Origin of the sequence: Microbacterium sp. LMI1x-1-1.1, assembly GCF_040676205.1 — a bacterium.
In the GTDB taxonomy this organism is placed as follows: Bacteria; Actinomycetota; Actinomycetes; order Actinomycetales; family Microbacteriaceae; genus Microbacterium; species Microbacterium aquilitoris.
Window position 1 is genome coordinate 1,290,856 of record NZ_JBEGHM010000001.1, and the last position, 26,135, is coordinate 1,316,990.

The following is a 26,135-nucleotide window of genomic DNA, read 5'->3' on the forward strand; positions in this document are numbered from 1 at the left end:
GGATGCCGGTGGCCACCGGCATCCCCCTCTTCTCGTTCGTGCGTGTCAGCTGCAGCCGAGGCGCTGCTGCATCGAGGTCATGGCCTCGATCTCGAAGGTCTGACCCTTCTTCATGTTCGCGGCGACCGTCTTCACGCGCGCGTCGGTGCCGAGCTCGAGAACGGCCTCGGCCATCGGGATCGCGCCCTCGTGGTGGCGGATCATGAGCGAGAGGAACATGCAGTCCGCGGTCTTGCCCGTCGTGCTGTGCAGGGCGGCCAGCTCGTCGTCCGAAGCCATGCCCATCGCCTCACGGACCTGCTCGTCGGTCTGCGGCGCGTCCGAGGCCGTTCCATGGGCGTGACCGGAACCGGATGCCGACATCCACGCCATCGGTGCGTCACCGTACTGCGGGAGCCCCCACTGGACGAGCCAATCGAGCATCTCGCCCCGCTGGGACGACTGTCCCGTCGCGATGTCGTACGAGAGGGCCCGGAGCTCCTCGTCGTCCGTCTCCGCGTAGATCGTCATCGCCATGTCGACCGCCTGCGCGTGGTGCACCTGCATGTCACGGGCGAAGCCGGCGTCCGCGGAGCCTTCGGCGGGCGTGGATCCGGCGATGCCGAAGGTCGAGAAGCGGCCGATCGAGAACGCGACCGCGGCGACGGCGAGTCCGACCAGCAGCACCACCCACCACGGCGGGAGGGTGCGCGGGGTGCCCGGCTCGTCGCCGACGGTCTCGGTCGTCACTGCTTGCCGGGGGCGTCCAGGGCGCCCGTGCACGCCGCGCCGGGCTCGGGACCGTTGGTGTTGCGCCAGTAGGCCTTGACGAACTCGCCGATGCGCTCGTCGTCGGGGGAGTCGACCTTCAGCTGCGCGTTCCACGCGCTGACGGCGATCGGGCTGTCCATGCCCTCGTAGGGGGAGAGGACCGTGTAGTCCTTGGGCAGCTGCGCATCGAGCGCCGCGACGCCCGCCTCGTCGACACGGGCCGGGTCGTAGGTGATCCAGATGGCGCCGTGCTCGAGGGCGTGGACCGCGTTCTCGTTCGGCACCGGCTGCGTGTACACGCCGCAGTTGAGCCAGACGGCGTTGTGGTCGCCGCCGGCCGGCGGGGTCTGCTCGTAATCGACGGCGCCCTCGACGTGGGTGGCCGTGTGGTCGAAGGTCTGCACGCCGCGGATGCCGCTGCCGTCACCGTCTCCCCGGGCGATCGACACGGGGCGGGGTGTCAGGAGGAACGAGGCCACGACGAGACCCACCACGAGGACCGCGGCGGTGGACCCGACGATCCACCAGGTGGCCTTGGTGCGGCGGCGCTTGGCGAGCTGACGCTGGTACTCGGCGAGTTTCTGCTGCTTCTGCTGCTCGCGCTGCTGCTTGACGGTCAGGTTCAGCTGGGCCTGCGTCGCGGGGTTGCCGCTCGTCCGCTTTCCGGCAGGGTCGTTCGGGGTCATGGGAGTGGCCTCGTCGGTCGGGGTGGGGAGGGCGCGGGCGCGCCGGTTCGAGTTTATTCGCCTGCATCTGCGGAGGCCCTGGATGGGCGTCGTTCATAGGTTCCCGTGACCCTGCGACCGTCCACTGCCGCGAGCGCAAGGGGCAGGTTCGTCGGCGGGATGTCGGCCAGGATGAGCGCATGACGAGAGTGCCCACGCATGAACACGAGATCGGCATCGGCCTGCGCCTGGCCGTCATCGGCGCGATCCTCCTCGTGGTCGCCGTCGCGACCGGCATCGCGGTCGAATCGACCGATTCGGAGCTGATCGACCTGGATGCGTGGTGGAACACGTACGTGACGACGTTCCTGCCCGGCATCCGTCCGATCTCCTTCCTCATGAACATCCTCGGAGCAGGAGTCGTCGGGACCTACGTCGTCCCGCTCGTCGGCGCCGCGCTGCTCGCGCTGGCACGCCGGCCATGGGGTGCTGTGTTCTTCCTCGCGGCATCGATCGTCGGCGCCCTCGTCGTGCAGCTGCTGAAGGGGCTGTTCGGGCGGGTGCGCCCCGAGGAGATGCTCGTCATCTCGGATCATGGGTCGTTCCCGTCGGGGCACACGGCGAATGCCGCCGTGATCGCGACGGTCGCCGTCATCCTCTTCCCCCGCGTGTGGGTCGCGGTCGTGGGCCTCGCCTGGGCGTTGCTGATGGCCTTCAGTCGGACCCAGGTGCACGCGCACTGGCTCACGGACACACTCGGCGGGACCGTGCTCGGAGTCGCCACGACGATGCTCGTCGCCGCCGCCCTGACGATTCCCATCGTCAGGGAGCGCGAGCGACGCCTCTCGCTAGGCTGACGACATGAGCGCCGATGAAGCCGCCGCCGAACTCGCCCGCCTCGAAGCGGAAGCCGCTGCCGCCGCGGCGGAACTGAAACTCGCGCGCGCGCAGGCCGCCCTCGCGGCCGCCCGTGCCGCGGCGGTGACGACGGATGCCGCTCCCGCCGAGCCCGCGTCTGCCGAGCCCGCTGCGGCGGAGCCACCCGCCGAGCCCGCGTCTGCCGAGCCCGCGGCGGCGGAGCCACCCGCCGAGGCTCCGGCCGCGGAATCCGCTCAGCCCGCTGCGGCCCCTCCCGCCGGGGGCCCGCTGGACGACGGCGAGGTCGCCCGCATCGCCCAGGGGTACACCTTCGACGAGGCGACCCTCGACCTCGGGGCCCTCATGAACGGTGCCCCCCTCCCGGACGCGCAGATCCGCATCCCGCTCGCCATGACCAACCGGCACGGCCTCGTCGCGGGTGCCACCGGCACGGGTAAGACCCGCACGCTCCAGGGGTTGGCCGAGCAGCTCGCGGCGAAGGGGGTGCCGGTCTTCGCCGCCGACATCAAGGGCGACCTCACCGGCGTGGCGACGGCGGGGGAGCCGAACCCCAAGCTGCTGGCCCGCACGGAGGCGATCGGGCAGGCATGGGAACCGGCGGCATCCGTCACGGAGTACTTCGCCCTCGGCGGCATCGGCACCGGGGTCCCCGTGCGGGCGACCGTCACCGGGTTCGGTCCGCTCCTGCTCAGCCGGGTCCTGGGGCTCAACGAGACGCAGGAGTCGAGTCTCGGCCTCGTCTTCCACTACGCCGACGCCCACGGCCTGCCGCTCGTCGACCTCTCGGACCTCCGGGCGGTGCTCACCTACCTGACGAGCGACGAGGGCAAGCCCGAGCTGAAGGACCTCGGCGGCCTGTCGCCCGCGACAGCGGGCGTGATCCTCCGCGAACTCATCACCTTCGCCGACGGCGGCGCGGACGTCTTCTTCGGCGAACCGGAGTTCGATGTCCACGACTTCCTGCGGACGGCACCCGACGGGCGGGGTGTCATCTCTCTCCTCGAGGTGCCGGGGATCGCCGACAAGCCCGAACTGTTCTCGACCTTCCTCATGTACCTGCTGGCAGAGCTCTTCGCGATCCTCCCCGAGGTGGGGGATGCCGACAAGCCCAAGCTGGTGTTCTTCTTCGACGAGGCGCACCTGCTCTTCCGCGACGCCTCGAAGGCGTTCACCGCCGCCATCGTGCAGACCGTGCGGCTCATCCGTTCGAAGGGCGTCGGCGTCTTCTTCGTGACGCAGACCCCCAAGGATGTGCCGGCGGACGTGCTCGGTCAGCTCGGCTCGCGCATCCAGCACGCGCTCCGTGCCTTCACGCCCGATGATGCGAAGGCCCTCCGCGCGACGGTGAGTACGTACCCGACCTCGGGATACGACCTCGAACGCGTCCTCCAGGAGCTCGGAACGGGCGAAGCGATCGTCACGGTCATGAACGAGAAGGGCGCCCCCACCCCGGTCGCGTGGACGCGCCTGCGCGCCCCCCAGGGCCTCATGTCCCCGACGCCCGCGGCGGCCGTGCAGGCCGTCGTCGCCGCGTCTCCGCTCCTCGCGACCTACGGGACACCCGTCGACCGCGAATCCGCGCGCGAGATCCTCGGCGCCAAGATGGCCGCCGCCGATGCCGCGGCGGATGCGGCGAAGGCGGCGACCGAGAAGGCCAAGGCCGACGCGGAGTACGCGAAGCAGAAGGCCGCTGCAGACAAGGCGCAGCAGAAGGCCGAGCGCGATGCCCAGCGGGAGTACGAGCGGATCCTCCGGACCACCGGCGGCAGCACCCGGACGAGCCGCACGCGCGAGGCATCCCCTCTCGAGGAGATCCTCGGGTCGAAGACGACCCAGTCGATCATCGGCAGCGTCATCCGCGGAGTGTTCGGGAACGGACGCCGGCGATGACCGCGGCGGGAGGCATCCGTCCGTTCCGTCCCGGCGATGAGCCGGCGCTCTCGGAGATCTGCCTGCGGACCGCGGATGCCGGGAGCGATGCGACCGGGATCTTCGAGGACGACGCGATCTGGGGCCACATCTGGGCGCTGCCCTATGTGGAACGCCACCCGGACCTCGCCTTCGTGGTCGAGGACGAGAACGGGACGCCGATGGGATACGTCGTCGCGACCGACGATACGGACGGGTTCGAGGAGTGGTTCCGGACGCAGTGGTGGCCGCGGTTCGCGAACCGCTGGCCGAAGCCCGAGGCCGAGGTCACGCGTCAGGACGGCACGCTGCTCTACGCGTACGGCCGCGGCGAGAAGCCCGAGCGGTACGCGGCCGACTTCCCCGCCCACCTGCACATCGACCTGCTGCCGCAGGCGCAGGGGCAGGGGGCAGGGCGCCGACTCATCGAGACGCTCTTCGCCGCCTTGCGGGAACGGGGCGTCGCCGGTCTCCACCTCGTCGCCTCGGCGGAGAACACCGGCGCGATGGCGTTCTACACCCGTCTGGGCTTCGCGGCGCTGCCGTCATCGCCGGGGTCGAGCGCGTACGGCATGCGGCTATGACCGGTGGACGGGGATCGGCATCGTCGACGTGTCGATGAGCGGGTCCTCGTCCTGACGAGCGACGACTTCGATGGCTTCTTCGCGCGTCTCGACGGTGGGAACGGATCCCAGCAACGGACGCTTGGCGGTCTCCTTCATCGACAGCAGGGCGACGCCGCCGAGCGCGGCGAAGAACATGATGTAGAACGCCGGCATGAAGGTGTTGCCGGTCAGATCGATGAGCGCCTGACTGAACAGCGGCGTCGTGCCGCCGAACAGGGAGACCGAGACGTTGTAGGCGATCGCCATGGCGCCGAACCGCGACGCCGTCGGGAAGAGTGCAGGCAGTGTCGACGCCGAAACGGCGACGTAGAACGCCACAGGGATGGCGACCATTCCGAGGGCGATGAACACAGCCCATTCCTGACCGATCTGCATGACCGCGAAGGCCGGGATCATGAGGACGATCGTCGAGCCGGCCGCGATCATGTACACCGGTCGACGCCCGATGCGGTCGCTCAGCCCGCCGATGAACGGCAGGCACGCCGACATGACCAGGAGCACGGGCACAGTGGCGACAGCAGCGCCCAGGTTGGAGATCCCCACCTCCTTCTCGAGGTAGGTCGGCATGTAGCTGGTGAGCGCGTAGCCTGCGGTGTTCGTCGCTGCCACGATCGCGATGCCGATGAGCACCTCACGCCAGTGGTGACGGAGGATGCCGACGATGCCATGGCGTGCCAGAGGATCATCGCGATCCGGCTCCTCGTCGGTTCCGGCGGTGTTCTCGTAGGCGGGGGTCTCGGGGATCTTGAGGCGGAACCAGATCGCCACGATGCCGAGCGGGATTGCGACGAGGAACGGGATGCGCCACCCGAAGTCCGTCATCGCGGTCTCGCCCCAGACCGACTCGGTGATGATCGTCGTGAGAGCGACGACGGAGGCACCGGCGGCGAAGCCGACGTACGAGCCGAGATCGAGCCACGACGACCAGAAACCTCGCCGCTTGTCGGGCGAGAACTCCGCGACGTAGGTGGTCGCGCCCGCGTATTCGCCACCGGTGGAGAAGCCCTGGATCATCTTCAAGACATAGAGCGGGATGATCGCCCAGAGCCCGATCTGAGCGCTCGTGGGCAGCACGCCGATGAGAGCGGTTGCCAGAGCCATCATCGCCATGGTGAAGAACAGGACCTTCTGGCGTCCGATGCGATCGCCGAGCGGACCGAGAACGAGCCCGCCGATAGGGCGGACCAGGAACGAGATCGCGAACCCGAAGAGGGTGGCCAGCAGACCCCATGGTTCGGGGAGGTCTGCCGTGAACACCGCGGTGATCGTCACGGCGAGGTAGCCGTAGATCCCGAAGTCGAACCACTCCATGAAGTTGCCGACGACGGTGCCGCCGATCGCTGTCCGGACGCGCTTGGTGTCGACCACGACGACGTCGTCCACGCCCAGCCGCGGAGGTGGCGCGGAGCGGGTCAGTGCTTCGGAGGACGGGGGTACCGAGGGGCGAGATGACCTGGCCATCTCTCCACGTTACGTAGTCGATCGGACCCTCGCATCCCGGGGCGTGTCTCTTGACAAACACGACGGGCTGAGCAGGGCCCGACCCCCGTCGGGACCGGTCTATCGTGGCGACATGAGCGAGCTCTCCGCCCCCACCGGCCGCGAACCGGCCCTCGTTGCACAGCCTCGACCGGATGGTTCCGCGCCGCGCGCACTCGTCCTCGGAGCCACCGGATACCTCGGCGGGCGGCTCGTCCCACGGCTTCTGTCGGCGGGGTACCGGGTGCGCGTCCTCGTCCGCACCCCGGCGCGACTCGCGGCGTTCGTGTGGGGGAGCGAGGTCGAGGTCGTGGAAGGTGCTGCCGAGCACGCGGATGCCGTGACCCGGGCGGTCGACGACGTCGACGTGCTCTACTACCTCGTCCACTCGATGGGCGGGGGCGACGACTTCGAGACGAAGGACCTGCGCGCGGCGGAGACGGTCGCCGACGCGGCGGCCGAGGCATCCGTCGGTCGGATCGTGTACCTCGGCGGGCTGCACCCGGCGGGTGTGACGCTGAGTCCTCACCTGCGTTCGCGGGTCGAGGTGGGCGAGACGCTGCTGCACAGCGGGGCGCCGACGCTCGTCCTCCAGGCCGGTGTCGTCATCGGATCGGGGTCGGCCTCGTTCGAGATGGTCCGTCACCTGACCGACGTGCTGCCGTACATGCCGGCGCCGAAGTGGGTGCGCAACCGCATCCAGCCGATCGCCGTCCGCGACGTCCTGCACTACCTGCTCGCTGCGGCCCACGTGGATCCGGAGGTCAATCGGGCGGTCGACATCGGCGGCCCCGACGTACTGCGCTACGGCCAGATGATGAACGGGTACGCGGTCGAAGCCGGGCTCCGCCAACGCGCGATCGCGGCGCTGCCGGTGCTGACTCCCGGACTCGCCTCGCACTGGGTGAACCTCGTGACGCCCGTGCCGCGGGCGATCGCCCGCCCGCTGATCGCCTCGTTGCAGAACGAGTGCATCATGGACGACCACTCCGTCGACGACCTGCTGCCGCGTCCCGAGGGCGGCTTGACGCCGTACCGCGAGTCCGTGCGGCTGGCCCTCCGCAAGGTCGAAGCCGACGCCGTCGAGACCAGCTGGCAGGACGCCGAGGTCTCCTCCGTGCCGAGCGACCCGCTGCCCAGCGACCCCGAGTGGGCGGGCCGGCTCGTCTTCACCGACGAGCAGTCCGCGACGACGTCGGCGAGCCCCGAGCAGCTGTGGCGCGTCATCGTCGGGATCGGCGGGGAGAACGGCTGGTACTCGTCGCCGTTCCTCTGGGCCGTCCGCGGCTGGATGGATCGCCTCGTCGGCGGTGTCGGCCTGCAGCGCGGTCGCCGCAGCCGCGGCAAGGTCGCCGCCGGCGACGCGATCGACTTCTGGCGCGTCGAGGCCGTCGAGGAGGGCCGCCTGCTGCGCCTGCGCGCCGAGATGAAGGTGCCCGGGCTCGCCTGGCTTGAGCTGCGCGCGAAGCCCGAGGGCTCGGGATCGCGGTACGAGCAGCGGGCCGTCTTCTTCCCGACCGGGCTCGCCGGCCGGCTGTACTGGTTCGCCGTCCTGCCCTTCCACGGATTCATCTTCAAGGGCATGGCGAACCGCATCGCGGCGGCGGCGGAGCGCGAGGCCCCGACGACCTGAACCACGGCGCGCTGAGGTTCAGGCGGGCGTCAGTCGTCCGCCCGCGACGCGCACGGTGCGATCGACGAGGGATGCGGGGACCCCGGCGTGCGAGATCAGCACGACCGCGTGCGACCCGTCGACGGCGCCCAGCAGATCGGTCAGGAGCGCGTCGGCGGCGGCCGGATCGACCCCTGCCGTCGGCTCGTCGAGGATGAGCACGGGGAACCCGCGGAGCAACGCCCGCGCCAGGGAGATGCGCTGGGCCTGCCCGCCCGAGACGAGGGCGCCGCGCTCGCCGACCCGCGCGCCCAGCCCCCCGCGGGCGCGGAGCCAGTCGCCGAGCCCGACCCGTTCCAGCACGGCTTCGAGCTCCGCGTCGGTCGCGGTGTCGCGAGCGAAGAGGAGGTTCTGCCGGATGTCCTCGTCGAAGAGCATCGGATGCTGCTCGCACAGTCCCACGGTCAGGCGCAGGTCGTCGGGCGCGATCTCGTCGACCGAGCGTCCGCCGATGGAGTACTCGCCGGTGACGGCGAGGAACCTCACGAGGGCGTGAGCGAGCGTCGACTTGCCGGCGCCGCTCGCACCCACGATGTGCAGGCGCTCGCCGGGGTGCACGTCGAGGTCGACGCCGGTCAGCGCAGGCGCCGCGGCGCCCGGCCAGCGCACGTCGACGCCGCGCAGCCGGAGCCCGTCGCCGAGTGATGGAGCCTCGCCGGTCGGAGTCCCTTCTGCCGGTATCTCGCTCGGGACTTCTTCGGGCACGACGCCGGCGACACGGGATGCCGCGGCCCGCACCTGCCGCCAGGCGGACGCGGCGAGCGGGACGGCCGTGAAGACCTCGAACACCGCCATCGGCACGAGGACGGCCACGCCGAGCGCGGGGCCCGAGAGGCCGCCGGCCGCGACGGCCGGGGCGGCCACGAGGAGGGCCGCGACCGTCGCGACGCCCGCGGCGAGGGAGACGAGGGCGGCCGTCCCCGCCTGCGCGCCCGCCCGACGGAGAACGGCACGGCGGAGGGCGGCATCCGCGTTCCGGACGGCAGCGCGCGAGGCGGACTCCGCCCCGAAGGCGACGAGGACGTCGAGCCGCGAGAGATGATCGAGGACCGCGTCGCGCAGTCGCGCACGGAGCGGGGCGATCGATCGCTCCGCCCGCGCCCCCGCCACCCAGCCCCACGCGAGGGCGGCGACCGCGGCGCCGAGGAGGCAGGCGAGCAGGGTGAGGGCGGCCGGCCACCACACGAGTGCGACCAGGAGCACCGATCCGATCGCCACCGTGGCCGACGAGACGAGCGGGAGGATCACGCGGAGCGACAGGTTCTGCAGTTCGTCGACGTCGTCGACGAGGGCCGCAGAGGCGTCACCGCGCGATGACGAGGCGAGTCCCGCGGGGGCGTGGGGGAGCAGCCGCCGCACCAGATCGGTCCGCGTCCGGGCGAGCTGCCGGAGGACGGCGTCGTGACTGGACAGGCGCTCGGTGTAGCGGAAGAACGCGCGGGAGAGGGCGAAAGCGCGGACACCGACGACGGCCATCGTGACGTACATGACGAGCGGTTGCTCCGAGGCGCGGACGATCAGCCACGCGCTGACGGCGAGGAGCGCGACGGCCGACGCTTCGGACAGGAACCCGGACGCGAGTGCGGGCCAGAATCTCCGCGGTGTCGGGACCGCGTCGCGGAGGACGTCACGCATGGTCGTCATGCGGTGACCTCCGCACCGCTCAGGCGCACGACGCGATCGGCGATGCCCCGGGCGCTCTCACGGTGCGAGACCAGGACGATCAGGGCCCCGGCATCCGCCACCTGACGCAGGGAACGCCACAGGTGGGCCTCGGCGTCGGCATCGAGGGCCGCGGACGGCTCGTCGAGGGCGAGCACGGGAGCGTGGCCGCGGAGGTGCCGGGCGAGGGCGCGGGCGACGGCGACGCGCTGCGCCTGCCCGCCCGACAGCCCCGCGCCCTGCACGCCCAGCATCCGGGCGGGGTCGAGGGCGCCGAGGCCCACGAGCGCCAGGGCTTCGCGGACCGTCCGTTCCGGCATGTCGTCGTCGCCGAGGCGGATGTTCTGCGCGACCGTGCCCGCGGCGAGACCGGCGCGCTGTCCCGCCCATCCGAGCCAGGCCGACGGCGCGAGCGAGGCTGCCGCGACGCCGTCGAACTCGATGCGTCCGGTCGCGGGGGCGAATCCGAGGAGCGCGTGGAGCAGGCTCGATTTGCCGGCACCGCTCGGCCCCTCGATCAGGACGATCTCGCCCGAGCGCGCGTCCAGCGTCACGGGCGGCAGATCGCGCACACGCACGTCCTGCACGCGCAGCACGTGGTCCGGCCCGGTCGGCGCGGTTGCCGGCGCGGTGTCTGCGGATGCCGCGGCGGCATCATCGAGCACAGCGAAGACGTCCCGCGTGGCCGCGACCCCCTCGCTCGCGGCGTGGAACTGCACGCCGACCTGACGGAGGGGCAGGAACGCCTCCGGTGCGAGGAGGAGGACGAACAGGCCGACGCTCAGGGTGAGGGAGCCGTCCATCAGGCGGAACCCGATCGCGACCGCGACGATCGCAACGGAGATCGAGGCGAGGAACTCCAGTGCGAAGCCCGAGAGGAACGAGACCCGGAGCACCGTCATCGTCTCGCGGCGGTAGTCGTCCGTCACTCGCTCGATCGCGTCGGCGGCGCGACGCTGACGGCCGAAGACGGTGAGCGTCGACAGTCCTTGCACCGTCTCGGAGAACCGGGTCGCGAGCCGGGTCAGAGTCTCCCACTGGCGGCGCTGCACGGAGCGCGTCGCCAGGCCGATCAGGATCATGAAGATCGGGATGAGGGGAAGGGTGAGGAGGACCGTGAGGCCCGAGATCGCGTCGGCCGACCACATCGCCGCGGCGAGGATCGGCGTCGCGATCACGGTCTGCACGAGCTGGGGCAGATAGCGCCCGACGTACGGTTCGAGGGCGTCGAGTCCGCGCCCCGCCACGAGGGCGAGGTGCGACGTGCTGCGCGACGCCGTCCACTCCGGGCCGAGCTGCGCGACGCCGTCGAGCACGGCCGCGCGCAGCTGCGACTCGACGCGTGCCGACGCGCGCGCGGCGACGCGTTCACGGATCAGCGCGAGCACCGAGCGGGCGACGACGATGCCCGCGAGGGCGAGAAGGGTCCCGGCCAGGTCGGCCCCGGCGATCGCATCGACGATCGCTCGGGTCGTGAAGAAGGCGAAGCCGACGATGACCGCCGTCTGCAGGAGGGACAGCAGGGCGATGACGACGAAGAACGATCGGGATGCCGCGGCGTACCGCCACAGGCGGGGGTCCACCGGCGGCTGCCGCGGCTCGGTCTCGTCAGGCATGGCTCGATCCTCCCGCGGGCTCAGTGAGCAGCCGCGGCATCCGCCTTCTCGATCTGCACCCGCGAGATGCGCTTGCGGAACACCCAGTAGGTCCAGGCCTGGTAGGCGAGGATGCCGGGCAGGAAGATGACCGCCGCCCAGGTCATGACGCCGAGCGTGTAGTCGGTGCTCGAGGCGTTCTCGATCGTGAGCGAGTTCGCCGGATCGGTGGAGGACGGCATGACGTAGGGGAACAGGGCGAACCACAGCATCAGGACGGCGCCGACGATCGTGACCGCTCCGAGGGCGAACGCCCACCCGTCGCGGCGACGGAGGTTCGCGACGGCCGACCCGAGCAGCGCGAGCGCGGCGGCGACGCCGCATCCGATCACCGCCGCCAGTGCCGGTGCCTCGCGATCCATCGCGATGACCGTGGTCCAGACGACGGTCGCGGCGGCGAACGCGATCGTCGGGAGGGCGACGCGACGTGCCAGGCGGTGCGCTTCCTCCTTGACCGTGCCGTCGGCCTTCAGTCCCACGAAGTACAGCCCGTGGAGGAAGAAGAGGAGGAGCGTGGTCGCCCCGACGCACAGTGCGTAGGGGTTCAGGAGCGTCAGAAGCGAGCCCGTGACGTTCTTTTCGGCGTCGATCGGGACGCCCTGCACGATGTTGCCGAACGCGACGCCCCACAGAAGCGCCGGGATCACGGAGCCGATCACGATCATCCGGTCGAAGCCGCGCTTCCACGCGAGTCCTTCGCGCTGGTGTCGGTATTCGAACGAGACGCCGCGCAGGATGAGGGCGAGCAGGATGAGCAGCAGCGGCAGGTAGAACCCGCTGAACAGGGTGGCGTACCACTCCGGGAACGCGGCGAACAGGCAGGCTCCGGCGACGATGACCCAGGTCTCGTTGAGGTCCCACACGGGACCGATCGTGTTGATGACCTGGCGCCGCGACACCTCGTCTCGGCCGAGGAACGGCAGGCTCATCCCGACGCCGAAGTCGAACCCGTCGAGGACGAAGTAGCCGACGAAGAAGACACCGACGATGAAGAACCAGAGGTAGGCGAGATCCATGGCGTGCTCCTAGTAGACCGTCGAGGGGGTCTGGTCGACCGGCAGGTCCCGCGGGTCGGGGTCATCGGGTCCGGGCAGCGGGTCGGGACCCTGCTGCGCGGCTTTGAGGATGAGGCGGAACTCGACGACCGCGAGCGACGCGTAGATCGCGGTGAAGGCGACCAGCGATATGAGCACGGTCCAGGCGGGGACGTTGGGGGAGACCCCGTCCGCGGTGTGCATGAGACCGAAGACGATCCAGGGCTGGCGACCCATCTCGGTGAAGATCCAGCCCACGAGGCTGCCGAACAGCGGGAGCGGGGCGGACCAGATGGCGACGCGCCACATCCAGCCGGCGACGGGACGCGTGGCCTTCTTGCGGGTGACCCAGAGACCTGCGACCGAGATGAGGGTGGCGATGCCGCCGAAGCCCATCATCCAGCGGAACGACCAGTAGGTGACCCAGATCTCGGGCATGTAGTCGATGCCGGAGCCGAAGCGCGCCGTGTAATCGGCCTGCAGGTTGTTGAGGCCTTCGACGCAGCCGTCGAGTGTGTGCGTCGAGAGGAACGACAGCAGGTACGGGACGCGCAGCGACCAGACCTCGGCCGTGCCGTCGGGGGTGCCGATGGAGAAGATCGAGAAGGATGCGTCCGCCCCGCACGCGGTCTTCCAGAGCGCCTCGGCGGCCGCCATCTTCATCGGTTGCGTCTGCACCATCACGAGGCCGAGCTGATCGCCGCTGATCGCCGTGCCGACGAACGAGATGATCATGAACCACATCCCGTACCGGAGCACCGGACGCATCGTCTCGAGATGCTGGCCGCGGCGCAGGTGGTAGGCGGCGACGGCGATGATGACGGCCGCGGTGAACATGAACGCCGCGAAGATCGTGTGCGGGAAGGCGGCGAGGGCGACCGGGTTGGTCAGCAGCGCGAAGAAGTTCGTCAGTTCGGCTCGCCCGGTCTCGGGGTTCAGCGTGTAGCCCACCGGGTTCTGCATGAACGCGTTCGCGGTGAGGATGAAGTAGGCCGACAGGATCGAGCCGAATGCGGTCGCCCAGATGGTGAGGAGGTGGATGCGGCGCGGCAGCTTGTCCCATCCGAAGATCCAGAGGCCGATGAAGGTCGCCTCGAAGAAGAACGCCATGAGGCCCTCGAAGGCGAGCGGAGCGCCGAACACGTCGCCGACGAAGCGCGAGTAGTCCGACCAGTTCATGCCGAACTGGAACTCCTGCACGATGCCGGTGACCACGCCCATCGCGAAGTTGATCAGGAAGATCTTGCCGAACAGGCGCGTGATGTGCAGCCACTTCACGTCGCCCGTGCGGTGCCAGATCGTCTGGAAGATCGCGACGGTGAGCGCCATGCCGAGCGTGAGCGGCACGAACAGGTAGTGGTAGAGCGTCGTCAGTCCGAACTGCAGGCGAGCCAGGATGAGCGGGTCCAGAAAGTCCACGGGCTTGGTCCTTCCACGGGTATGTTCCGACGGTACGACGCGGTCCCGATCGCGGGATCGGATCGGGCCGTGCAAAACACCCGGATGCCGCCGCGCCGCACCACCCCCATGGTGGGAGCGGTCTCCGCCCCCTACGGTGGGCCACATGACTCGTGGCGAATCCTCCCGTGTTCCCGCGATGATGCGGCGGATGACAGCGCTCACGGCGGTCTGGGTGACCGCGGTGCTGATCCTCACCGCGGGACCGGCCGCGGCCGGGACCGTCCCCACCCCGTCGCCGACCCCCACTCCCACCGCGAGCCCGACTCCGACGCCGACGCCGACGCCAACGCCGACGCCGACCCCGAAGCCGACGGTCGCTCCGACCCCGAAGCCGTCGCCGTCGCCCACGCCGACGCCGACCCCCGCACCTTCGCCGGATGCCGGTGCACGCCTGGCAGCGCCCCCGGCCCCGCGCATGCCCTCGATCACGCGGATCAGCGCGCCGACGGCCGCTGACCAGACGATCACAGCGAGCCGCACGCTCTTCCCCGACGGCAGCACGGAGGTCGTCGTCTCGGCCGCCAAGCGTCACGACGCGCAGACCGCGGCCTACCTCGCCGGCGCCCGCCGCGCACCCCTCCTCTACGTCGCGCCCGATGCGATCCCCGCCGCGATCACGGCCGAACTGAAGCGGCTGCGGCCCACCCGCATCCTCGTCGTCGGGTCGACGGCCTCCGTCGGGACGAAGGTGGCGGGCCTGCTCGGCGCCATCGCTCCGGTCGAGCGGATCGCCGGCGGTGACACCTACGCGCTGTCGCGAGCGGTCCTCCGATTCCAGGGCCCGGTGAAGCGGGTGTACATGGCCGACGGTCGCACGATGGGCACCGCTCCGATCGCCGCTGCGGCCGCGAACGCCACCGGCGCGGGCTTCATGGCGGTCGACGGCCGCGGGACGGCGTCGACCGCGACGATGGACGCGCTCCGGGCGGTGGGGGCGAAGGAGGTCGTCCTCACGAACGTGATGTCGATGATGGGTCGGAACTTCGTCGACAAGATCAGGGCCGCAGGCATCAGCGTCCGGCGCCTTCCCGGCGGGACGAACGAGGCGATGGCCGTCTCGGCCGCCGGAGAGTACCCCGCCACGACCACCCGCGCCGTCGTCGTCTCGGGCGCGGACGCGCCCAATTATGAGACCGGCACGGCGGCGGCGGTCGCCGGTGCGCTCCGCCAGCCCTTCCTCTACGCCCGCACCGAGTGCGTATCGGATGCCGCCGCAGCGATGCTCGACCGGCGCAAGGATTCCGTCCTCGCGATCGGCTCGACGAGCCGGCTCAACGCGACGGTCATCTCCGGCGACGGGTGCACGGCCGTCCGGACCGCTGCCGCCGACACGCTGCGCGCGAAGATCACGGCGGCGACCAAGCGGCATCCGTCATCGTCGTACGCCGTGACCGTGCGGCAGATCGGCGGGCTGGAGGTCGTGTCGGGAGTGACCGGTGCCACCCGCCGCGAGCCGGCCAGCATGATGAAGCTGTTCGTCGCCTGGGCGGCTCTGACCCGGGTGGACAAGAAGCAGGCGTCGCTGTCGACGAAGCTGTCCTCGGGGCTGACCGTGAAGGAGTGCCTGCGAGAGCTCATCTGGATGTCGGACAACTACTGCCACACCGACCTCGTCCACTGGATCGGGATCTCCAACCTGAACAAGCAGATCGCCGCCGGCGGGTACGGCCAGACCTCTTACGGGCGCGTCCTCAAAGGGCAGGACGTCCTCTACGGCGGCAACCGCACGACGTCCAACGACCTCAGCCTGCTGCTGTCGCGGATCGAGAAGAAGCAGCTCCTGAGCGCGTCGAGCAGGGCGCTCATGCTCGACCTCATGCACACGCAGCTGTTCCGCTCCCGCATCCCGAACGGCATACCCGCCTCCGCATGGCAGGCGTCCAAGCCCGGCTCCCTTTGGGTGAAGGGCGGCTTGCTCCAGGCGGACACGGCGATCATCCGGGGCCCGAAGGGGACCTTCGTGCTCACGGTCATCGGTGACGCCGGATCGTCGAAGGCCGGCATCCGCGACATCGCGCGCACCGTCTACTCGCACGTCAACGGCTCCTTCGGCGCGGCCGCGAACCATTCGGACCTGCACGTGCGGACCACGAAGAACGCGACGTGGCGGAAGAGCGCGGGCGGCGCGGTCGGCGGAACGGTGCCCGTCGGCACACCGCTGCAGGTCTCGGACTCGAAGCGGCACTGGTACAAGATGCACTACCGCGGCGGCTACGCGTGGATCTGGTACTCGTCCGTGCGCAGCAACCTCGCTTACTGACTCACGCGTCGGGGCGCCGGCGAAGCAGCTGGATGACGCACTGCTGCGGGTCGCAGGACGAACGCATGCCGTCCACGGCGAGCGGTCCGCCCGCCTCGCGGAGCGCCCCCTGCATCAGCCCGAGGTGGACCTCGCACAGGGTCTCGCGGTGATCTGCCTGGTCGGCGGCGTGGGCGCACGGAGTGAGATCGATCGTGAGGCCGTCCTCGTCGATCTCCGGATCGAACCCGCCGTCGAGGAGCTGCTCGACGAGCGCATCGAGCTGATGCTGCTCCTCGCCCGTGAGGGTCCCCGCGGTCTCGGGCATGACGCGGCGCATGAGGTCGCCGCGCTCGACCGCGGCCTGCACCTTGCGACGGTGCTCGGGGCTCGACACGCTCGCACCGTCGACCGCGCGGTAGAACACGCGGGGGCGTCCGCGGATGGTGCGATTCTCGACCTCGGTGGCCACGAAGCCGCGCTCGATCAAGCGCTGCAGGTGCTCGCGCACGGTGTTGGGGTGCAGTCCGGTGGCTTTCACGAGCTCGCCGACGGTCTGCTGCGGAGTCGTCTGCAGCAGATGGAGGATCGCCACGCGCGAGGACGTGGAGATCGCGTTGTAGGCCGTCGGGCGCCGGGCCGTCATGGCTCCATTATCGCGGGATGCCCGGTGCTCGGAGGCGGCCCCAGGATGAGATTCCGCCCTTAATCTGGAGGGCATGCGGCACCCCACTCCAGACCCCGTCGGCCCGGGACAGGAGAGCGTCTGGGACTATCCCCGACCCCCTCGCGTCGAGCCGGTCCGCGGGACCGTGACGATCACCCTCGGCGGCGAACGCATCGTCGCCACGAAGGGAGCGCTGCGGGTCCTCGAGACGAGTCATCCGCCCGTCTACTACCTGCCCATCGCTGACTTCGTCCCGGGCGCGTTGACGCGGGCGCCGGGAGCGTCGTTCTGCGAGTTCAAGGGCGCCGCGCGCTACCTCGACGTCCACGGGGGCGGGCGGACTGTGCCCGGCGCGGCGTGGAACTATCCGAACCCCGAGCTCGGCTACGAAGAGCTCGCCGATCGCGTGGCGGTGTACGCGCAGGAGATGGACGAGTGCACTGTCGCCGGCGAGGTCGTCACTCCGCAGCCGGGGCGGTTCTACGGCGGGTGGATCACCGCTCAGGTGGTGGGACCCTTTAAGGGCATCGCGGGGTCGATGGGGTGGTGACCCCTCCCTGAGCGACCCCGGCGGTCAGAGCCCGAGCGACGGCTGCGCGTCGGGGGAGTCGCTCTCGCGCGGCTCCTGCCGGACGAGATCGGCCACGGAGCCCAGGATCTCGTCGGGACGGAACGGGTAGCGCTCGATCTCGGCGCTGTCGCTGATGCCGGTGAGGACGAGCACCGTGTGGAGCCCCGCCTCGATGCCCGCGACGACGTCGGTGTCCATGCGGTCGCCGATCATGCCGGTGTTCTCGGAGTGGGCGCCGATGCGGTTGAGCGCCGAGCGGAACATCATCGGGTTCGGCTTGCCGACGACGTAGGGCTCTTTGCCGGTCGCCTTGGTGATCAGCGCCGAGATCGCGCCGGTCGCGGGCAGGACCCCCTGGGTCGAGGGCCCGGTTGCGTCGGGGTTGGTGGCGATGAACCGCGACCCGGCACCGATGAACCTGATCGCCTTGGTGATCGCCTCGAACGAGTAGTTCCGCGTCTCGCCGACGACGACGTAGTCGGGGCTCGTCTCGGTCATGATGAAGCCCGCCTCGTGGAGCGCGGTCGTGAGACCTGCTTCGCCGATGACGAAAGCCGTGCCGCCGGGCTTCTGCGAGGCGAGGAAGTCCGCGGTGGCGAGGGCCGACGTCCAGATCGACTCCTCCGGGACCACGAGGCCCGAGGCGCGGAGCCGTGCGCTGAGGTCGCGCGGCGTGAAGATCGAGTTGTTGGTGAGGACGAGGAACGGGGTGCCGTCGTCGCGCCATTGCTCGAGGAGCTCCGCGGCGCCCGGGATCGGCGTGTTCTCGTGGACGAGGACGCCGTCCATGTCGGTCAGCCAGCACTCGATGTCCGCCCGGGTCCGCATGCCTTCACCCTACGCCCGCGGCTCGTTCGGCCCGGGTAGGGGGATGGCGGTCCGGTCCATGGCTCGACTTTGGTTAGGCTGTCCTTACTTAGCTCCAAGGAAAGGCCCCTGCTCACCATGTCCCCACGCTCACGACTGGTCCTCGCCTCCGCGGCCGGGATGATCGCTCTCGCCCTGGCCGGATGCACCGCCGCCACCGCGCCCGAATCGGCGGGCGGATCCGCGGCCCCGGGAACGCGATCCGTCGAGCACGCCCGCGGCACGGCCGACGTGCCCGACCAGCCGGAGCGCGTCGTGACGCTCGAGCCGCTCGAGCTCGACACGGCGGTGGCCATCGGCATCACGCCCGTGGGTGCGGCCGTCGCGGGGAACGTGACGGAACTGCCCTCGTACCTCGGGGTCTCGGACGTCGCTCCCGTCGGGACCGTCCCCGAGCCCGACCTCGAGGCGATCGCGGCGCTGAAGCCCGATCTGATCCTGGGCACCGAGTCGCGGCATTCAGAACTCTACGAGCAGCTGAGCGCCATCGCCCCGACGGTCTTCATCGCCTCGCAGGCCGACCCGTGGCGCGAGAACGCCACGCTCATCGGCGAGGCGCTGGGCCGTGAGGACGAGGTCGCCGGCCTCCTCACCGGTGTCGACGATGAATGCGCGCGCCTGAAGAGCGAGTACGCGCTCGACGGTCAGACGGTGCAGCTCATCCGCCCGCGCGACGAGACGACGCTCAGCCTCTACGGCCCGGTCTCGTTCGCCGGCAGCCTGCTCGAATGCGTCGGCTTCACCATCCCCGACCGGGAATGGGAGGACGGCCTGCAGGCGGACCTGTCGCCAGAGAACATCGCGTCGGCGACGGCGGATCACGTCTTCGTGACGGCGGCGGACGTCGACGACCGTTCCGCGATCCCCGCTGCGGTCGCCAGCGCGTTCCCCGATGCGACGCTGGTCGACACCAGCACGTGGGTGTCCGGCGTCGGCCCGAAGGGGGCCGAGGCCGTCCTCGGCGACATCGAGCGGTACCTCTCCGCGAACCGGTGACCGTCACCACGCGCCCGGGTCGAGGCATCCTCAGCGTCGGTGTCGTCGCGGCGATCCTCGCCGTCGCCGTGATCGCGTCGCTCGCGCTCGGCGCCAACCCGCTCGCCCCGCCGGCGGTGATCGACGCGCTCGCCGGCAGGGGGACGAGGGAGACGTCTTTCGTCGTCTGGGACCTGCGGGTGCCGCGCACGGTCGTCGGCCTCATCGCCGGCGCGGCGCTCGGCGCGGCCGGAGCGCTCATGCAGGCGTTCACGCGCAACCCCCTCGCCGATCCCGGGCTCCTCGCGGTCGGTGCGGGGGCGGCGTTCGCCGTCGCGCTCGGCGTGTCCCTGTTCGGATTGTCCGACCCGGGAGAGGTCGTCTGGCCCGCCTTCGCCGGCGCGCTGCTGGTGACCATGGCGGTCTCCGTGATCGGTGCGAGCGGGCCGGGCGGACCGGTTCGCCTCATCCTCGCGGGTGTCGCGCTCGGCGCCGTTCTGTCGGGCATCACGACCGCCATCACGCTGACGGACCCGGAAGCCTTCGACCGGATGCGCGGATGGAACGCGGGGTCCCTGCTCGGAGCAGGGCTGGACGACCTCGGCGCCATCGCCCCTTTCGTCGCCGCGGGTGCCGTCCTCGCGTTCGCGCTCGCCCCCGGACTCAACGCGATGGCGCTCGGCGACGACGTCGCGCGCTCGCAGGGAGTGAACGTCGGCCGCATCCGGATCGGAGTGATCTTGGCGGTCACCCTCCTCGCCGGGGCTGCCACCGCGATCGCGGGGCCGATCTCGTTCGTCGGCCTCATGATCCCGCACGTCGTGCGGTGGATCGTCGGACCCGATCAGCGTGCAGTTCTGCCGCTGTCGCTGCTGGCCGGCCCTGTCGTCGTGCTCGCCGCCGACATCCTCGGCCGCGTCGTGATCGCCCCCGCCGAGGTCCCGGTCGGGGTCGTCGTCGCCTTCGTCGGAGCCCCGCTCCTCATCGCGCTCGCGCGTCGACGGACGGCGAGGGCCCTGTGATGGTCGCGACCGTCGTGGACCGTGCGGGCCGAGTGGGGCGACCGGCTCGGTCCGTCGCCGCCGGGCGGCGGCGCGTGCTCGCGGTGGGGGTCGCGGCATCCGTCGTGCTGGTCGTGCTGGTCACCCTGGGTCTGATCCTCGGGGACTTCCCCGTCCCGCTCGAGCGGATCCCGACGATCCTGGCGGGCGGCGGCGAAGGGATCGAACACACCGTGGTCGTCGACTGGAGGCTGACGCGCGTGATCGCCGCGGTCGGGGTGGGGGCGCTCCTGGGCATCGCGGGTGCGCTGTTCCAGACCGTCACCCGCAATCCGCTCGCGAGTCCCGACATCCTGGGACTTTCGAGCGGTGCCTTCAGCGGCATGCTCCTGACGCTCGTGCTCGTGTCCGCGAGCTGGCAGGCTCTCGTCGCCGGATCGCTGGTCGGCGGGCTCGTGACGGCACTCGTCATCCAGATGCTGGCCTCGCGCGACGGACTGCAGGGCTTTCGGATCGTCGTGGTCGGCATCGGGGTCTCGGCGATGCTGGCGTCGCTGAACACCTGGCTGTTGCTGCAGGTCGAACTCGAGACCGCGATGTTCGCATCGGCGTGGGGTGCCGGATCGCTCAACGGCGTCTCCGCAGGCCCCGTCACCGGGGCGCTCGTGGCCGCTGTGCCGATCGTCGTGGGGGCGTTCTGCCTCGTCCCACGGATGCGACAGCTCGAGTTGGGGGACGATCTCGCCGCGGCCACGGGGGCGCGTCCGCACGCCGTCCGGGCCCTGGCGTTGCTCGCGGGGGTGGGCCTCGTGTCGGCGGCGACCACCGTCGCAGGCCCCGTGGCCTTCGTCGCCCTGGCGGCTCCGCAGATCGCCCGCCGCCTCGCGCGCACGCCGTCGCTGCCGCTCGGACTGTCGGCCCTCCTCGGAGCCGCGGTCCTGCTCGCCTCCGACCTCGTCGCGCAGCACGCGCTGCCCGCGCCCCTCCCCGTCGGCGTCGTCACCGTCTCGGTCGGCGGCCTCTACCTTCTGTCCGTCATCGTCCTGGAGCTCCGTCGCCGTGCCTGATCGCCCACCCGCTTCCCTCACCGTCGAGCAGGCCTCCTTCGCCTATGCCGACACCCGCATCGTCGACCAGCTCTCGCTGCAGATCGAACCGGGCTCGTTCACCGTCGTCATCGGCCCGAACGCGTGCGGCAAGTCGACGCTTCTGCGCGGTCTCGCGCGCCTGCTCGCACCAGAGGAAGGGCAGGTCGTCCTCGACGGCCGGTCGATCGCCGAAATCCCCGCCAAGACGCTCGCGCGGCGGATGGGGCTTCTGCCGCAGACCGCGGTCGCGCCCGAGGGGATCACGGTGCGCGACCTCGTCTCGCGGGGCCGGTATCCGCATCGGGGGATGCTGCGACCCTGGTCGCCCGCCGATGAGTCGGCCGTCGTCGAGGCGCTCGCCGCGACCGGGACGACCGAGCTGGCGGACCGGCCGGTCGACGCACTGTCGGGCGGGCAGCGCCAGCGGGTGTGGATCGCGATGGTCCTCGCGCAGCAGACCGAGGTTCTTCTCCTCGACGAACCGACCACGTACCTCGACGTCGCGCATCAGGTCGAACTGCTCGAACTCCTTGCGGCCCTCCACGAGCAGGGTCGGACGATCGTCGCCGTCCTGCACGACCTCAACCAGGCGGCGCGCTACGCGACGACCGTCGTCGCCATGCGCGACGGGCGGGTCATCGCCGAAGGGCCGCCTGCCGAGGTCGTCACGAGCGAGAACGTGTCGGCCGTCTTCGGCCTCGCCAACACCGTCATCCCCGATCCCGTCACGGGAGGGCCGCTCGTCGTCCCGCTCCGTGCGCCCCACGTCACGGAGGTCCGACCATGACCGCAGTCCTCGAGCGTCCCTGGGCGTACAGCGCCTTCGAGGTGGAGGTCGCCGCGACCGTGCGGCTGAGCATGAGGTTCATCCGGATCACGCTGCGAGGCGACGCACTGCGGAACTTCGCGGAGTGGGGTCTCGATCAGCGCATCAAGCTCGTCCTGCCGCTCCCCGGTGGCGGCCTCGCCGACTTCGGCCTGCTCGACGAGCCGACGCCGCACCCCTCCGATTGGTACACGCGGTGGAAGGAGCTCGACGAGACCGAGCGGAACGTGCTCCGGACGTACACCCCCGCCGCGATCCGAGCAGACGACGGCGAGATCGACGTCGACGTCTACCTGCACACCCCGGCAGGGCCGGCGTCTGCGTGGGCTGCGTCTGCTCGCCCCGGCGACCGCCTCGTCGTGACCGGACCCGACCGCCGCATGGGGTGGACGGGGTACGGCCTGCACTGGCATCCGGGTTCGGCACGTCGGGTGCTGCTCGTCGCGGACGAGACCGCGTACCCCGCGGCGCGCAACATCGTGTCGGCGTTGCCCGACGGTGTCGTCGCCGACGTGATGGTGGATGCCGCGGCTCCGGCGGACGACCTGCTGTCACCGCACGTCGCCGCACCTCACCGCGCTCAGCGCATCGACCGCGACGATGCCGGGGGTCTCGCGCGTGCCGTCGCGGCGTGGGCGGGTGCCACGGCGGATCTGCCGAGCGGCGAGGTCTACGTCTGGCTGGCCGGCGAGTCCGGCACGGTCACCTCGCTCCGGCGCCTGCTCACCGGCCGCCTCGGTGTGCCGAAGGATCGGATGTCGTTCCTCGGCTACTGGCGCGAGGGCGGCCCGCTCGTCGGCTGAGCGGGGGAGGGGTGGACGCCTACGAGGTGCCGGCGAAGGGCGGCGATCCACTCGTCCGTCGCATCGAGGTGCGCGTCATGACTTCCCCGTGTGAGGTCGGCACGACGTGTCTGCGGGCGGCGGGCGATCAGCTCGTCGCGCTGCGCCGCGCTGAACATGCCGTCCCTCCCGAACACGACGAGGGTCGGCACGGTCAGGCTCTCCCACGCCGTCCACTGAGGTCGATGGACGTCCTCGAGGGTGGTCGCCATGACGTCCGCGTCGAATCGCGGAGAAAGGCCACCGTCCGCATCCACGAGGTCGGCGATCCAGGCGCAGGAAAGGGGTGAGTCGCCGAGGAACGCGAGCGCGGCGGCGGGGTCGGCGAACGGTGTCGGCCAGGAGGCGAAGAAGGTGCCGACGGCCGCAGCGTCGCCGGGGCGTCCTCCCTGCGCATGACCTTCGAGCATGACGAGGTCCGAGACGCGATCGGGGTGGGCCGAAGCGGTCAGGAACGCGGTGTGCGCGCCCATCGACTGACCGACGAGCGTCGCCGGCTCCGCGGCCGAGAACAGGTCGATCACTGCAACGACGTCATCGACGAACGCGGAGCGCGAGAGGTCCGCCGGTCGTCGCGTGCTCCGTCCGTGCCCGCGCTGGTCGAGGGCGACGACGTGGAAGGAATCCGTGAGTGCGTCGGCTGTCGCGATCATTTCGGTCGCACTCCCGGCCAGGCCGTGGAGAAGGATGAGAAGTCGACCCTCTCCGCCCGCGTCGAGGACGGACAGATCGACGTCGCCGCGAGACACGGTCCGCCGGGTGATCGCCACGGGGTCACGCTAGCCGATGCGGTCCTGCACGGGGTTCGACGTCAGGCGGTGGCGACCGCGTTCGTCGGGACCCAGCCCAGCGACGGAGCCACGTGGCGTGCGAACGACTCGACGAGGCGCAGGTTGAAGGCGACACCCAACTGGCTGGGGATGGTCAGCATGAGGGTGTCGGCCTCTCGCACTGCGGCGTCGTGCTGCAGTTGCTCGACGAGTTCGTCGGGCGTGCCGGCGTACGTCTTGCCGAACGTCGAGCGCATCCCATCGATGATGCCGATCTGGTCACCGTCCGAGCGTCCGCCGAAGTACATGGCGTCCTCCGCCGTGGTGATCGGGAAGATGCTGCGGCTCACCGAGACCCGAGGCGTACCGGCGTGACCGGCCTCGCGCCACGACGTGCGGAAGGCGTCGATCTGCTCTGCCTGCAGGATGTCGAACGGTCGCCCGTCCGCCGACGTGAGGAGAGTCGAGGACATCAGATTGACGCCCATCCGACCCGCCCACTCGGCCGAGTCGCGGTTGCCCGCTCCCCACCACACCCGCGAGCGCAGCCCGGGGGAGTGCGGCTCGATCCGCTGCAGCCCCTGTCCGCCGCCGAACGGGCTGTGCGGGTCGCTCTCGGCGAGACCCTCCCCGTCGATCGCGCGCAGGAACAGGTCGAAGTGCTCACGAGCGAGGTCGGCACCGCGGGGGTCTTCCGAACCGGTGTAGCCGAACGTCTCGTAACCGCGGACGACGCTCTCGGGTGAGCCACGGCTCACGCCGAGGGCCAGGCGCCCATCGCTGATGAGGTCGAGGGCCGCCGCCTCTTCGGCGAGGTACAGCGGGTTCTCGTAGCGCATGTCGATGACGCCGGTCCCGACCTCGATGTGCGAGGTCCGTGCGGCGATCGCGGCGAGCAGCGGCATGGGCGACGCCTGCTGGCGCGCGAAGTGGTGGACGCGGAAATAGGCGCCGTTGACACCCAGCTCGTCCATGCCCTGCGCGAGGTCGATCGCCTGCTTCAGCGAATCGCCGGCGGTGAGCTCGCGGCCCCCGCCGAGGGGACCGTAATGGCCGAAGGACAGCGTTCCGAAACTCTGCATACCGGTGACAACGCCGCGGCCGCGGCATCCATTCCTTTGAATATGGATGCCGCGGCCGCGGAACGTGCGGAGCGCGTCAGCTCGTGGGAGCGACCGCGCGCAGGGCGTCGACCCAGGACGTGGTCGGGCGTCCGATGAGGTCCGTCAGGTCCGTCTCGGACACGTCGAGGGCGCCACCGGCGATCCCGGCGTCGAGGGCGACGACGAAGCCGACCGTGCCCTCGTCGAGCCCGAACGAGGCCAAGCGGGCTGACAGCTCTTCGGGCGTCGCGGGTACATAGGCGACCTCGCGACCGAGGACCTCGCCCATCGCGGCTGCGATGTCGGCGTAGGTCGCGCGGGGGCCGGCGAGCTCGTAGGTCCGCCCGGTGTGGCCGTCCTCGAGCAGGACGACCGCGGCCGCCTCGGCGAAATCGACACGGGCGGCGGCAGCGACCGCGGCGTCGCCGACGGCAGCCGAGAGCACGCCGGTCTGGGCGGCACCGGCGAGGTCGCCGGCGTAGTTCTCGATGTACCAGTTGTTGCGGAGGAGAACGGCGGGGATGCCGCTGGCCGCGATGGCCTCTTCGGTCGCCTTGTGGTCGGGGGCGAGGACGAGATCGACGGTGTCGGCGTGCGAGACGCTCGTGTAGACCAGCTTCTTCACGCCGGCGCGGGCCGCGGCGTCGATCACGTTGGTGTGCCCGGCCAGGCGGCTGCCCGGCTCCGAGCCCGAGATCAGCAGGACGCTGTCGACGCCCTCGAGTGCGGCGTCGATCGACTCCGGTGCGCTGTAGTCGAGGGGAACGACGCGGACGCCCTTGTCGGCGAGGTCGGCGGCCCTCGCCACGGTGCGGGCACCAGCGACGATGCTGTCGGGAGAGGCGCCGCGGGCGAGGAGGGCGTCGACGACGAGGTGGCCGAGCTGTCCGCTGGCGGCGGTGACGAGGATGGTCATGGCGAGTCCTTTCGGTGATCGAGCGAGATGCGCGACACGAGAGGGAACCCGCATCGGGACCCGAAACATTCCTCAAGGGGGGTACCCACCTTCAGGTAAGCTGCTGACATGTCCGTCAGTTACGCGCAGATGCAGCAGGAGTCGCCGGGGATCTTTACGGAGGCCTGCCCCACCCGCACTGTGCTCGACCACATCACGAGCAAATGGGGCATCCTCGTCCTCCTCTCGCTCACCGACGGCACGCTTCGCTGGGGTGAACTGCGTCGCAGCGTCGACGGCATCAGCGAGAAGATGCTCGCCACGACCCTCCGCACCCTCGCCGCTGACGGCCTGGTCGCGCGCACGTCGTACCCCGAGGTCCCGCCGCGGGTCGAGTACTCCCTGACCCCCCGAGGCCTCGAGCTGATGGAGCGCGTCATGCCGCTCATGACGTGGATCCAGGTGAACGCAGACGACATCGTCCGTCGCTGAGGTCCGGC

General features: G+C 70.7%; 24 protein-coding genes. 12 read left to right on the forward strand and 12 right to left on the reverse strand.

The annotated features are described in order from the left end of the window. Positions 1–45: 45 nt before the first annotated feature. Positions 46–729 carry a DUF305 domain-containing protein gene (locus MRBLMI1x_RS06310; RefSeq protein WP_363457279.1) on the reverse strand — a complete coding sequence of 228 codons (684 nt, stop codon included), beginning with the start codon at positions 727–729 and terminating at the stop codon, positions 46–48. After that, positions 726–1,436 (reverse strand): DUF3105 domain-containing protein, encoded by a 711-nt coding sequence (locus tag MRBLMI1x_RS06315; protein WP_363457282.1) that lies wholly within the window; start codon positions 1,434–1,436, stop codon positions 726–728. Before MRBLMI1x_RS06315 ends, MRBLMI1x_RS06310 begins: the two co-directional genes overlap by 4 nt. A gap of 179 nt (positions 1,437–1,615) precedes the next feature. Between MRBLMI1x_RS06315 and MRBLMI1x_RS06320 the strand changes: the two genes are divergently transcribed. The 3 genes from MRBLMI1x_RS06320 to MRBLMI1x_RS06330 are packed head-to-tail and all read left to right on the forward strand — an operon-like array spanning position 1,616 to position 4,786. Then, positions 1,616–2,272: a phosphatase PAP2 family protein gene (locus MRBLMI1x_RS06320; protein WP_018186986.1), complete on the forward strand. Its 657-nt coding sequence runs from the start codon at positions 1,616–1,618 to the stop codon at positions 2,270–2,272. A 4-nt stretch (positions 2,273–2,276) separates the two neighbouring features. After that, entirely contained in the window at positions 2,277–4,184 is a 1,908-nt protein-coding gene (locus MRBLMI1x_RS06325; RefSeq protein ID WP_363457286.1) for a helicase HerA-like domain-containing protein, read from the forward strand. Beyond that, entirely contained in the window at positions 4,181–4,786 is a 606-nt protein-coding gene (locus tag MRBLMI1x_RS06330; RefSeq protein ID WP_363457289.1) for a GNAT family N-acetyltransferase, read from the forward strand. The genes MRBLMI1x_RS06325 and MRBLMI1x_RS06330 overlap by 4 nt, the downstream gene beginning before the upstream one ends. Here MRBLMI1x_RS06330 and MRBLMI1x_RS06335 read toward each other — a convergent pair. Further along, positions 4,781–6,211, reverse strand: a complete 1,431-nt coding sequence (locus tag MRBLMI1x_RS06335) for an MFS transporter (RefSeq protein WP_363457292.1) — start codon at positions 6,209–6,211, stop codon at positions 4,781–4,783. The two genes, MRBLMI1x_RS06330 and MRBLMI1x_RS06335, sit on opposite strands and share 6 nt — an antisense overlap. 190 nt (positions 6,212–6,401) lie before the next feature. On the opposite strand from MRBLMI1x_RS06335, the gene MRBLMI1x_RS06340 reads away from it, so the two are divergent. Beyond that, the gene (locus MRBLMI1x_RS06340) at positions 6,402–7,940 is read left to right on the forward strand and encodes an SDR family oxidoreductase (protein ID WP_363457295.1); all 1,539 of its coding nucleotides are present in this window, start codon (positions 6,402–6,404) and stop codon (positions 7,938–7,940) included. A gap of 18 nt (positions 7,941–7,958) precedes the next feature. Here the strand turns inward: MRBLMI1x_RS06340 and cydC are convergent, their stop codons facing one another. From cydC to MRBLMI1x_RS06360, 4 genes are read right to left on the reverse strand one after another with little or no spacing between them, the layout of a single operon-like run. Further along, a complete protein-coding gene (gene cydC / locus MRBLMI1x_RS06345; protein WP_363457298.1) occupies positions 7,959–9,623 on the reverse strand; it encodes a thiol reductant ABC exporter subunit CydC in 1,665 nt (554 codons plus the stop codon). Continuing rightward, positions 9,620–11,257, reverse strand: coding sequence for a thiol reductant ABC exporter subunit CydD (cydD, locus tag MRBLMI1x_RS06350; protein WP_363457301.1), 1,638 nt, complete (start codon positions 11,255–11,257; stop codon positions 9,620–9,622). The genes cydC and cydD overlap by 4 nt, the downstream gene beginning before the upstream one ends. Positions 11,258–11,277: 20 nt before the next feature. After that, positions 11,278–12,312, reverse strand: a complete 1,035-nt coding sequence (cydB, locus tag MRBLMI1x_RS06355; RefSeq protein ID WP_363457304.1) for a cytochrome d ubiquinol oxidase subunit II — start codon at positions 12,310–12,312, stop codon at positions 11,278–11,280. A gap of 9 nt (positions 12,313–12,321) precedes the next feature. Beyond that, entirely contained in the window at positions 12,322–13,749 is a 1,428-nt protein-coding gene (locus tag MRBLMI1x_RS06360) for a cytochrome ubiquinol oxidase subunit I (protein WP_018186994.1), read from the reverse strand. A gap of 190 nt (positions 13,750–13,939) precedes the next feature. Here MRBLMI1x_RS06360 and MRBLMI1x_RS06365 point away from each other — a divergent pair, with 190 nt between their 5' ends. Beyond that, the gene (locus tag MRBLMI1x_RS06365) at positions 13,940–16,051 is read left to right on the forward strand and encodes a serine hydrolase (RefSeq protein ID WP_363457308.1); all 2,112 of its coding nucleotides are present in this window, start codon (positions 13,940–13,942) and stop codon (positions 16,049–16,051) included. A gap of 1 nt (position 16,052) precedes the next feature. On the opposite strand, the gene MRBLMI1x_RS06370 is transcribed toward MRBLMI1x_RS06365, so the two are convergent. After that, positions 16,053–16,676 (reverse strand): helix-turn-helix transcriptional regulator, encoded by a 624-nt coding sequence (locus tag MRBLMI1x_RS06370; protein ID WP_018186997.1) that lies wholly within the window; start codon positions 16,674–16,676, stop codon positions 16,053–16,055. Positions 16,677–16,749: 73 nt separating this feature from the next. Between MRBLMI1x_RS06370 and MRBLMI1x_RS06375 the strand changes: the two genes are divergently transcribed. After that, positions 16,750–17,247, forward strand: a complete 498-nt coding sequence (locus MRBLMI1x_RS06375; protein ID WP_363457311.1) for a DUF427 domain-containing protein — start codon at positions 16,750–16,752, stop codon at positions 17,245–17,247. 24 nt (positions 17,248–17,271) lie between these two features. Here the strand turns inward: MRBLMI1x_RS06375 and MRBLMI1x_RS06380 are convergent, their stop codons facing one another. Then, positions 17,272–18,096 (reverse strand): HAD-IIA family hydrolase, encoded by an 825-nt coding sequence (locus MRBLMI1x_RS06380; protein ID WP_018186999.1) that lies wholly within the window; start codon positions 18,094–18,096, stop codon positions 17,272–17,274. Positions 18,097–18,213: 117 nt separating this feature from the next. Between MRBLMI1x_RS06380 and MRBLMI1x_RS06385 the strand changes: the two genes are divergently transcribed. From MRBLMI1x_RS06385 to MRBLMI1x_RS06405, 5 genes are read left to right on the forward strand one after another with little or no spacing between them, the layout of a single operon-like run. Continuing rightward, positions 18,214–19,131, forward strand: coding sequence for an iron-siderophore ABC transporter substrate-binding protein (locus MRBLMI1x_RS06385; protein ID WP_363457315.1), 918 nt, complete (start codon positions 18,214–18,216; stop codon positions 19,129–19,131). Continuing rightward, on the forward strand, positions 19,128–20,132 hold the full coding sequence (locus tag MRBLMI1x_RS06390; protein WP_363457318.1) for a FecCD family ABC transporter permease: 1,005 nt from the start codon (positions 19,128–19,130) through the stop codon (positions 20,130–20,132). The genes MRBLMI1x_RS06385 and MRBLMI1x_RS06390 overlap by 4 nt, the downstream gene beginning before the upstream one ends. Continuing rightward, positions 20,132–21,178 carry a FecCD family ABC transporter permease gene (locus tag MRBLMI1x_RS06395; protein ID WP_018187002.1) on the forward strand — a complete coding sequence of 349 codons (1,047 nt, stop codon included), beginning with the start codon at positions 20,132–20,134 and terminating at the stop codon, positions 21,176–21,178. Before MRBLMI1x_RS06390 ends, MRBLMI1x_RS06395 begins: the two co-directional genes overlap by 1 nt. After that, a complete protein-coding gene (locus MRBLMI1x_RS06400; protein WP_363457322.1) occupies positions 21,171–21,986 on the forward strand; it encodes an ABC transporter ATP-binding protein in 816 nt (271 codons plus the stop codon). The genes MRBLMI1x_RS06395 and MRBLMI1x_RS06400 overlap by 8 nt, the downstream gene beginning before the upstream one ends. Further along, the gene (locus tag MRBLMI1x_RS06405; protein ID WP_363457325.1) at positions 21,983–22,828 is read left to right on the forward strand and encodes a siderophore-interacting protein; all 846 of its coding nucleotides are present in this window, start codon (positions 21,983–21,985) and stop codon (positions 22,826–22,828) included. The genes MRBLMI1x_RS06400 and MRBLMI1x_RS06405 overlap by 4 nt, the downstream gene beginning before the upstream one ends. Here the strand turns inward: MRBLMI1x_RS06405 and MRBLMI1x_RS06410 are convergent. The 3 genes from MRBLMI1x_RS06410 to MRBLMI1x_RS06420 form a co-directional block, all read right to left on the reverse strand. Then, complete coding sequence (locus MRBLMI1x_RS06410) at positions 22,795–23,637, reverse strand: alpha/beta fold hydrolase (RefSeq protein WP_363457328.1); 843 nt, start codon at positions 23,635–23,637, stop codon at positions 22,795–22,797. The genes MRBLMI1x_RS06405 and MRBLMI1x_RS06410 overlap by 34 nt on opposite strands. 41 nt (positions 23,638–23,678) lie before the next feature. Next, positions 23,679–24,719, reverse strand: coding sequence for an LLM class flavin-dependent oxidoreductase (locus tag MRBLMI1x_RS06415; protein WP_363457331.1), 1,041 nt, complete (start codon positions 24,717–24,719; stop codon positions 23,679–23,681). 76 nt (positions 24,720–24,795) lie between these two features. Then, entirely contained in the window at positions 24,796–25,656 is an 861-nt protein-coding gene (locus tag MRBLMI1x_RS06420) for an SDR family oxidoreductase (RefSeq protein WP_363457334.1), read from the reverse strand. Between the two features lie 108 nt (positions 25,657–25,764). Between MRBLMI1x_RS06420 and MRBLMI1x_RS06425 the strand changes: the two genes are divergently transcribed. Then, on the forward strand, positions 25,765–26,127 hold the full coding sequence (locus MRBLMI1x_RS06425; RefSeq protein WP_363457337.1) for a winged helix-turn-helix transcriptional regulator: 363 nt from the start codon (positions 25,765–25,767) through the stop codon (positions 26,125–26,127). Positions 26,128–26,135 lie beyond the last annotated feature (8 nt).

Excerpts from the sequence above, each read along its gene's own strand:
- MRBLMI1x_RS06315 (WP_363457282.1), bottom strand. The coding sequence starts at position 1,436 with ATGACCCCGAACGACCCTGCCGGAAAGCGGACGAGCGGCAACCCCGCG.
- MRBLMI1x_RS06320 (WP_018186986.1), top strand. The coding sequence starts at position 1,616 with ATGACGAGAGTGCCCACGCATGAACACGAGATCGGCATCGGCCTGCGC.
- MRBLMI1x_RS06325 (WP_363457286.1), top strand. The coding sequence starts at position 2,277 with ATGAGCGCCGATGAAGCCGCCGCCGAACTCGCCCGCCTCGAAGCGGAA.
- MRBLMI1x_RS06330 (WP_363457289.1), top strand. The coding sequence starts at position 4,181 with ATGACCGCGGCGGGAGGCATCCGTCCGTTCCGTCCCGGCGATGAGCCG.
- MRBLMI1x_RS06340 (WP_363457295.1), top strand. The coding sequence starts at position 6,402 with ATGAGCGAGCTCTCCGCCCCCACCGGCCGCGAACCGGCCCTCGTTGCA.
- cydC (WP_363457298.1), bottom strand. The coding sequence starts at position 9,623 with ATGACGACCATGCGTGACGTCCTCCGCGACGCGGTCCCGACACCGCGG.
- cydD (WP_363457301.1), bottom strand. The coding sequence starts at position 11,257 with ATGCCTGACGAGACCGAGCCGCGGCAGCCGCCGGTGGACCCCCGCCTG.
- cydB (WP_363457304.1), bottom strand. The coding sequence starts at position 12,312 with ATGGATCTCGCCTACCTCTGGTTCTTCATCGTCGGTGTCTTCTTCGTC.
- MRBLMI1x_RS06365 (WP_363457308.1), top strand. The coding sequence starts at position 13,940 with ATGACAGCGCTCACGGCGGTCTGGGTGACCGCGGTGCTGATCCTCACC.
- MRBLMI1x_RS06370 (WP_018186997.1), bottom strand. The coding sequence starts at position 16,676 with ATGACGGCCCGGCGCCCGACGGCCTACAACGCGATCTCCACGTCCTCG.
- MRBLMI1x_RS06375 (WP_363457311.1), top strand. The coding sequence starts at position 16,750 with ATGCGGCACCCCACTCCAGACCCCGTCGGCCCGGGACAGGAGAGCGTC.
- MRBLMI1x_RS06380 (WP_018186999.1), bottom strand. The coding sequence starts at position 18,096 with ATGCGGACCCGGGCGGACATCGAGTGCTGGCTGACCGACATGGACGGC.
- MRBLMI1x_RS06385 (WP_363457315.1), top strand. The coding sequence starts at position 18,214 with ATGTCCCCACGCTCACGACTGGTCCTCGCCTCCGCGGCCGGGATGATC.
- MRBLMI1x_RS06395 (WP_018187002.1), top strand. The coding sequence starts at position 20,132 with ATGGTCGCGACCGTCGTGGACCGTGCGGGCCGAGTGGGGCGACCGGCT.
- MRBLMI1x_RS06405 (WP_363457325.1), top strand. The coding sequence starts at position 21,983 with ATGACCGCAGTCCTCGAGCGTCCCTGGGCGTACAGCGCCTTCGAGGTG.
- MRBLMI1x_RS06415 (WP_363457331.1), bottom strand. The coding sequence starts at position 24,719 with ATGCAGAGTTTCGGAACGCTGTCCTTCGGCCATTACGGTCCCCTCGGC.
- MRBLMI1x_RS06420 (WP_363457334.1), bottom strand. The coding sequence starts at position 25,656 with ATGACCATCCTCGTCACCGCCGCCAGCGGACAGCTCGGCCACCTCGTC.
- MRBLMI1x_RS06425 (WP_363457337.1), top strand. The coding sequence starts at position 25,765 with ATGTCCGTCAGTTACGCGCAGATGCAGCAGGAGTCGCCGGGGATCTTT.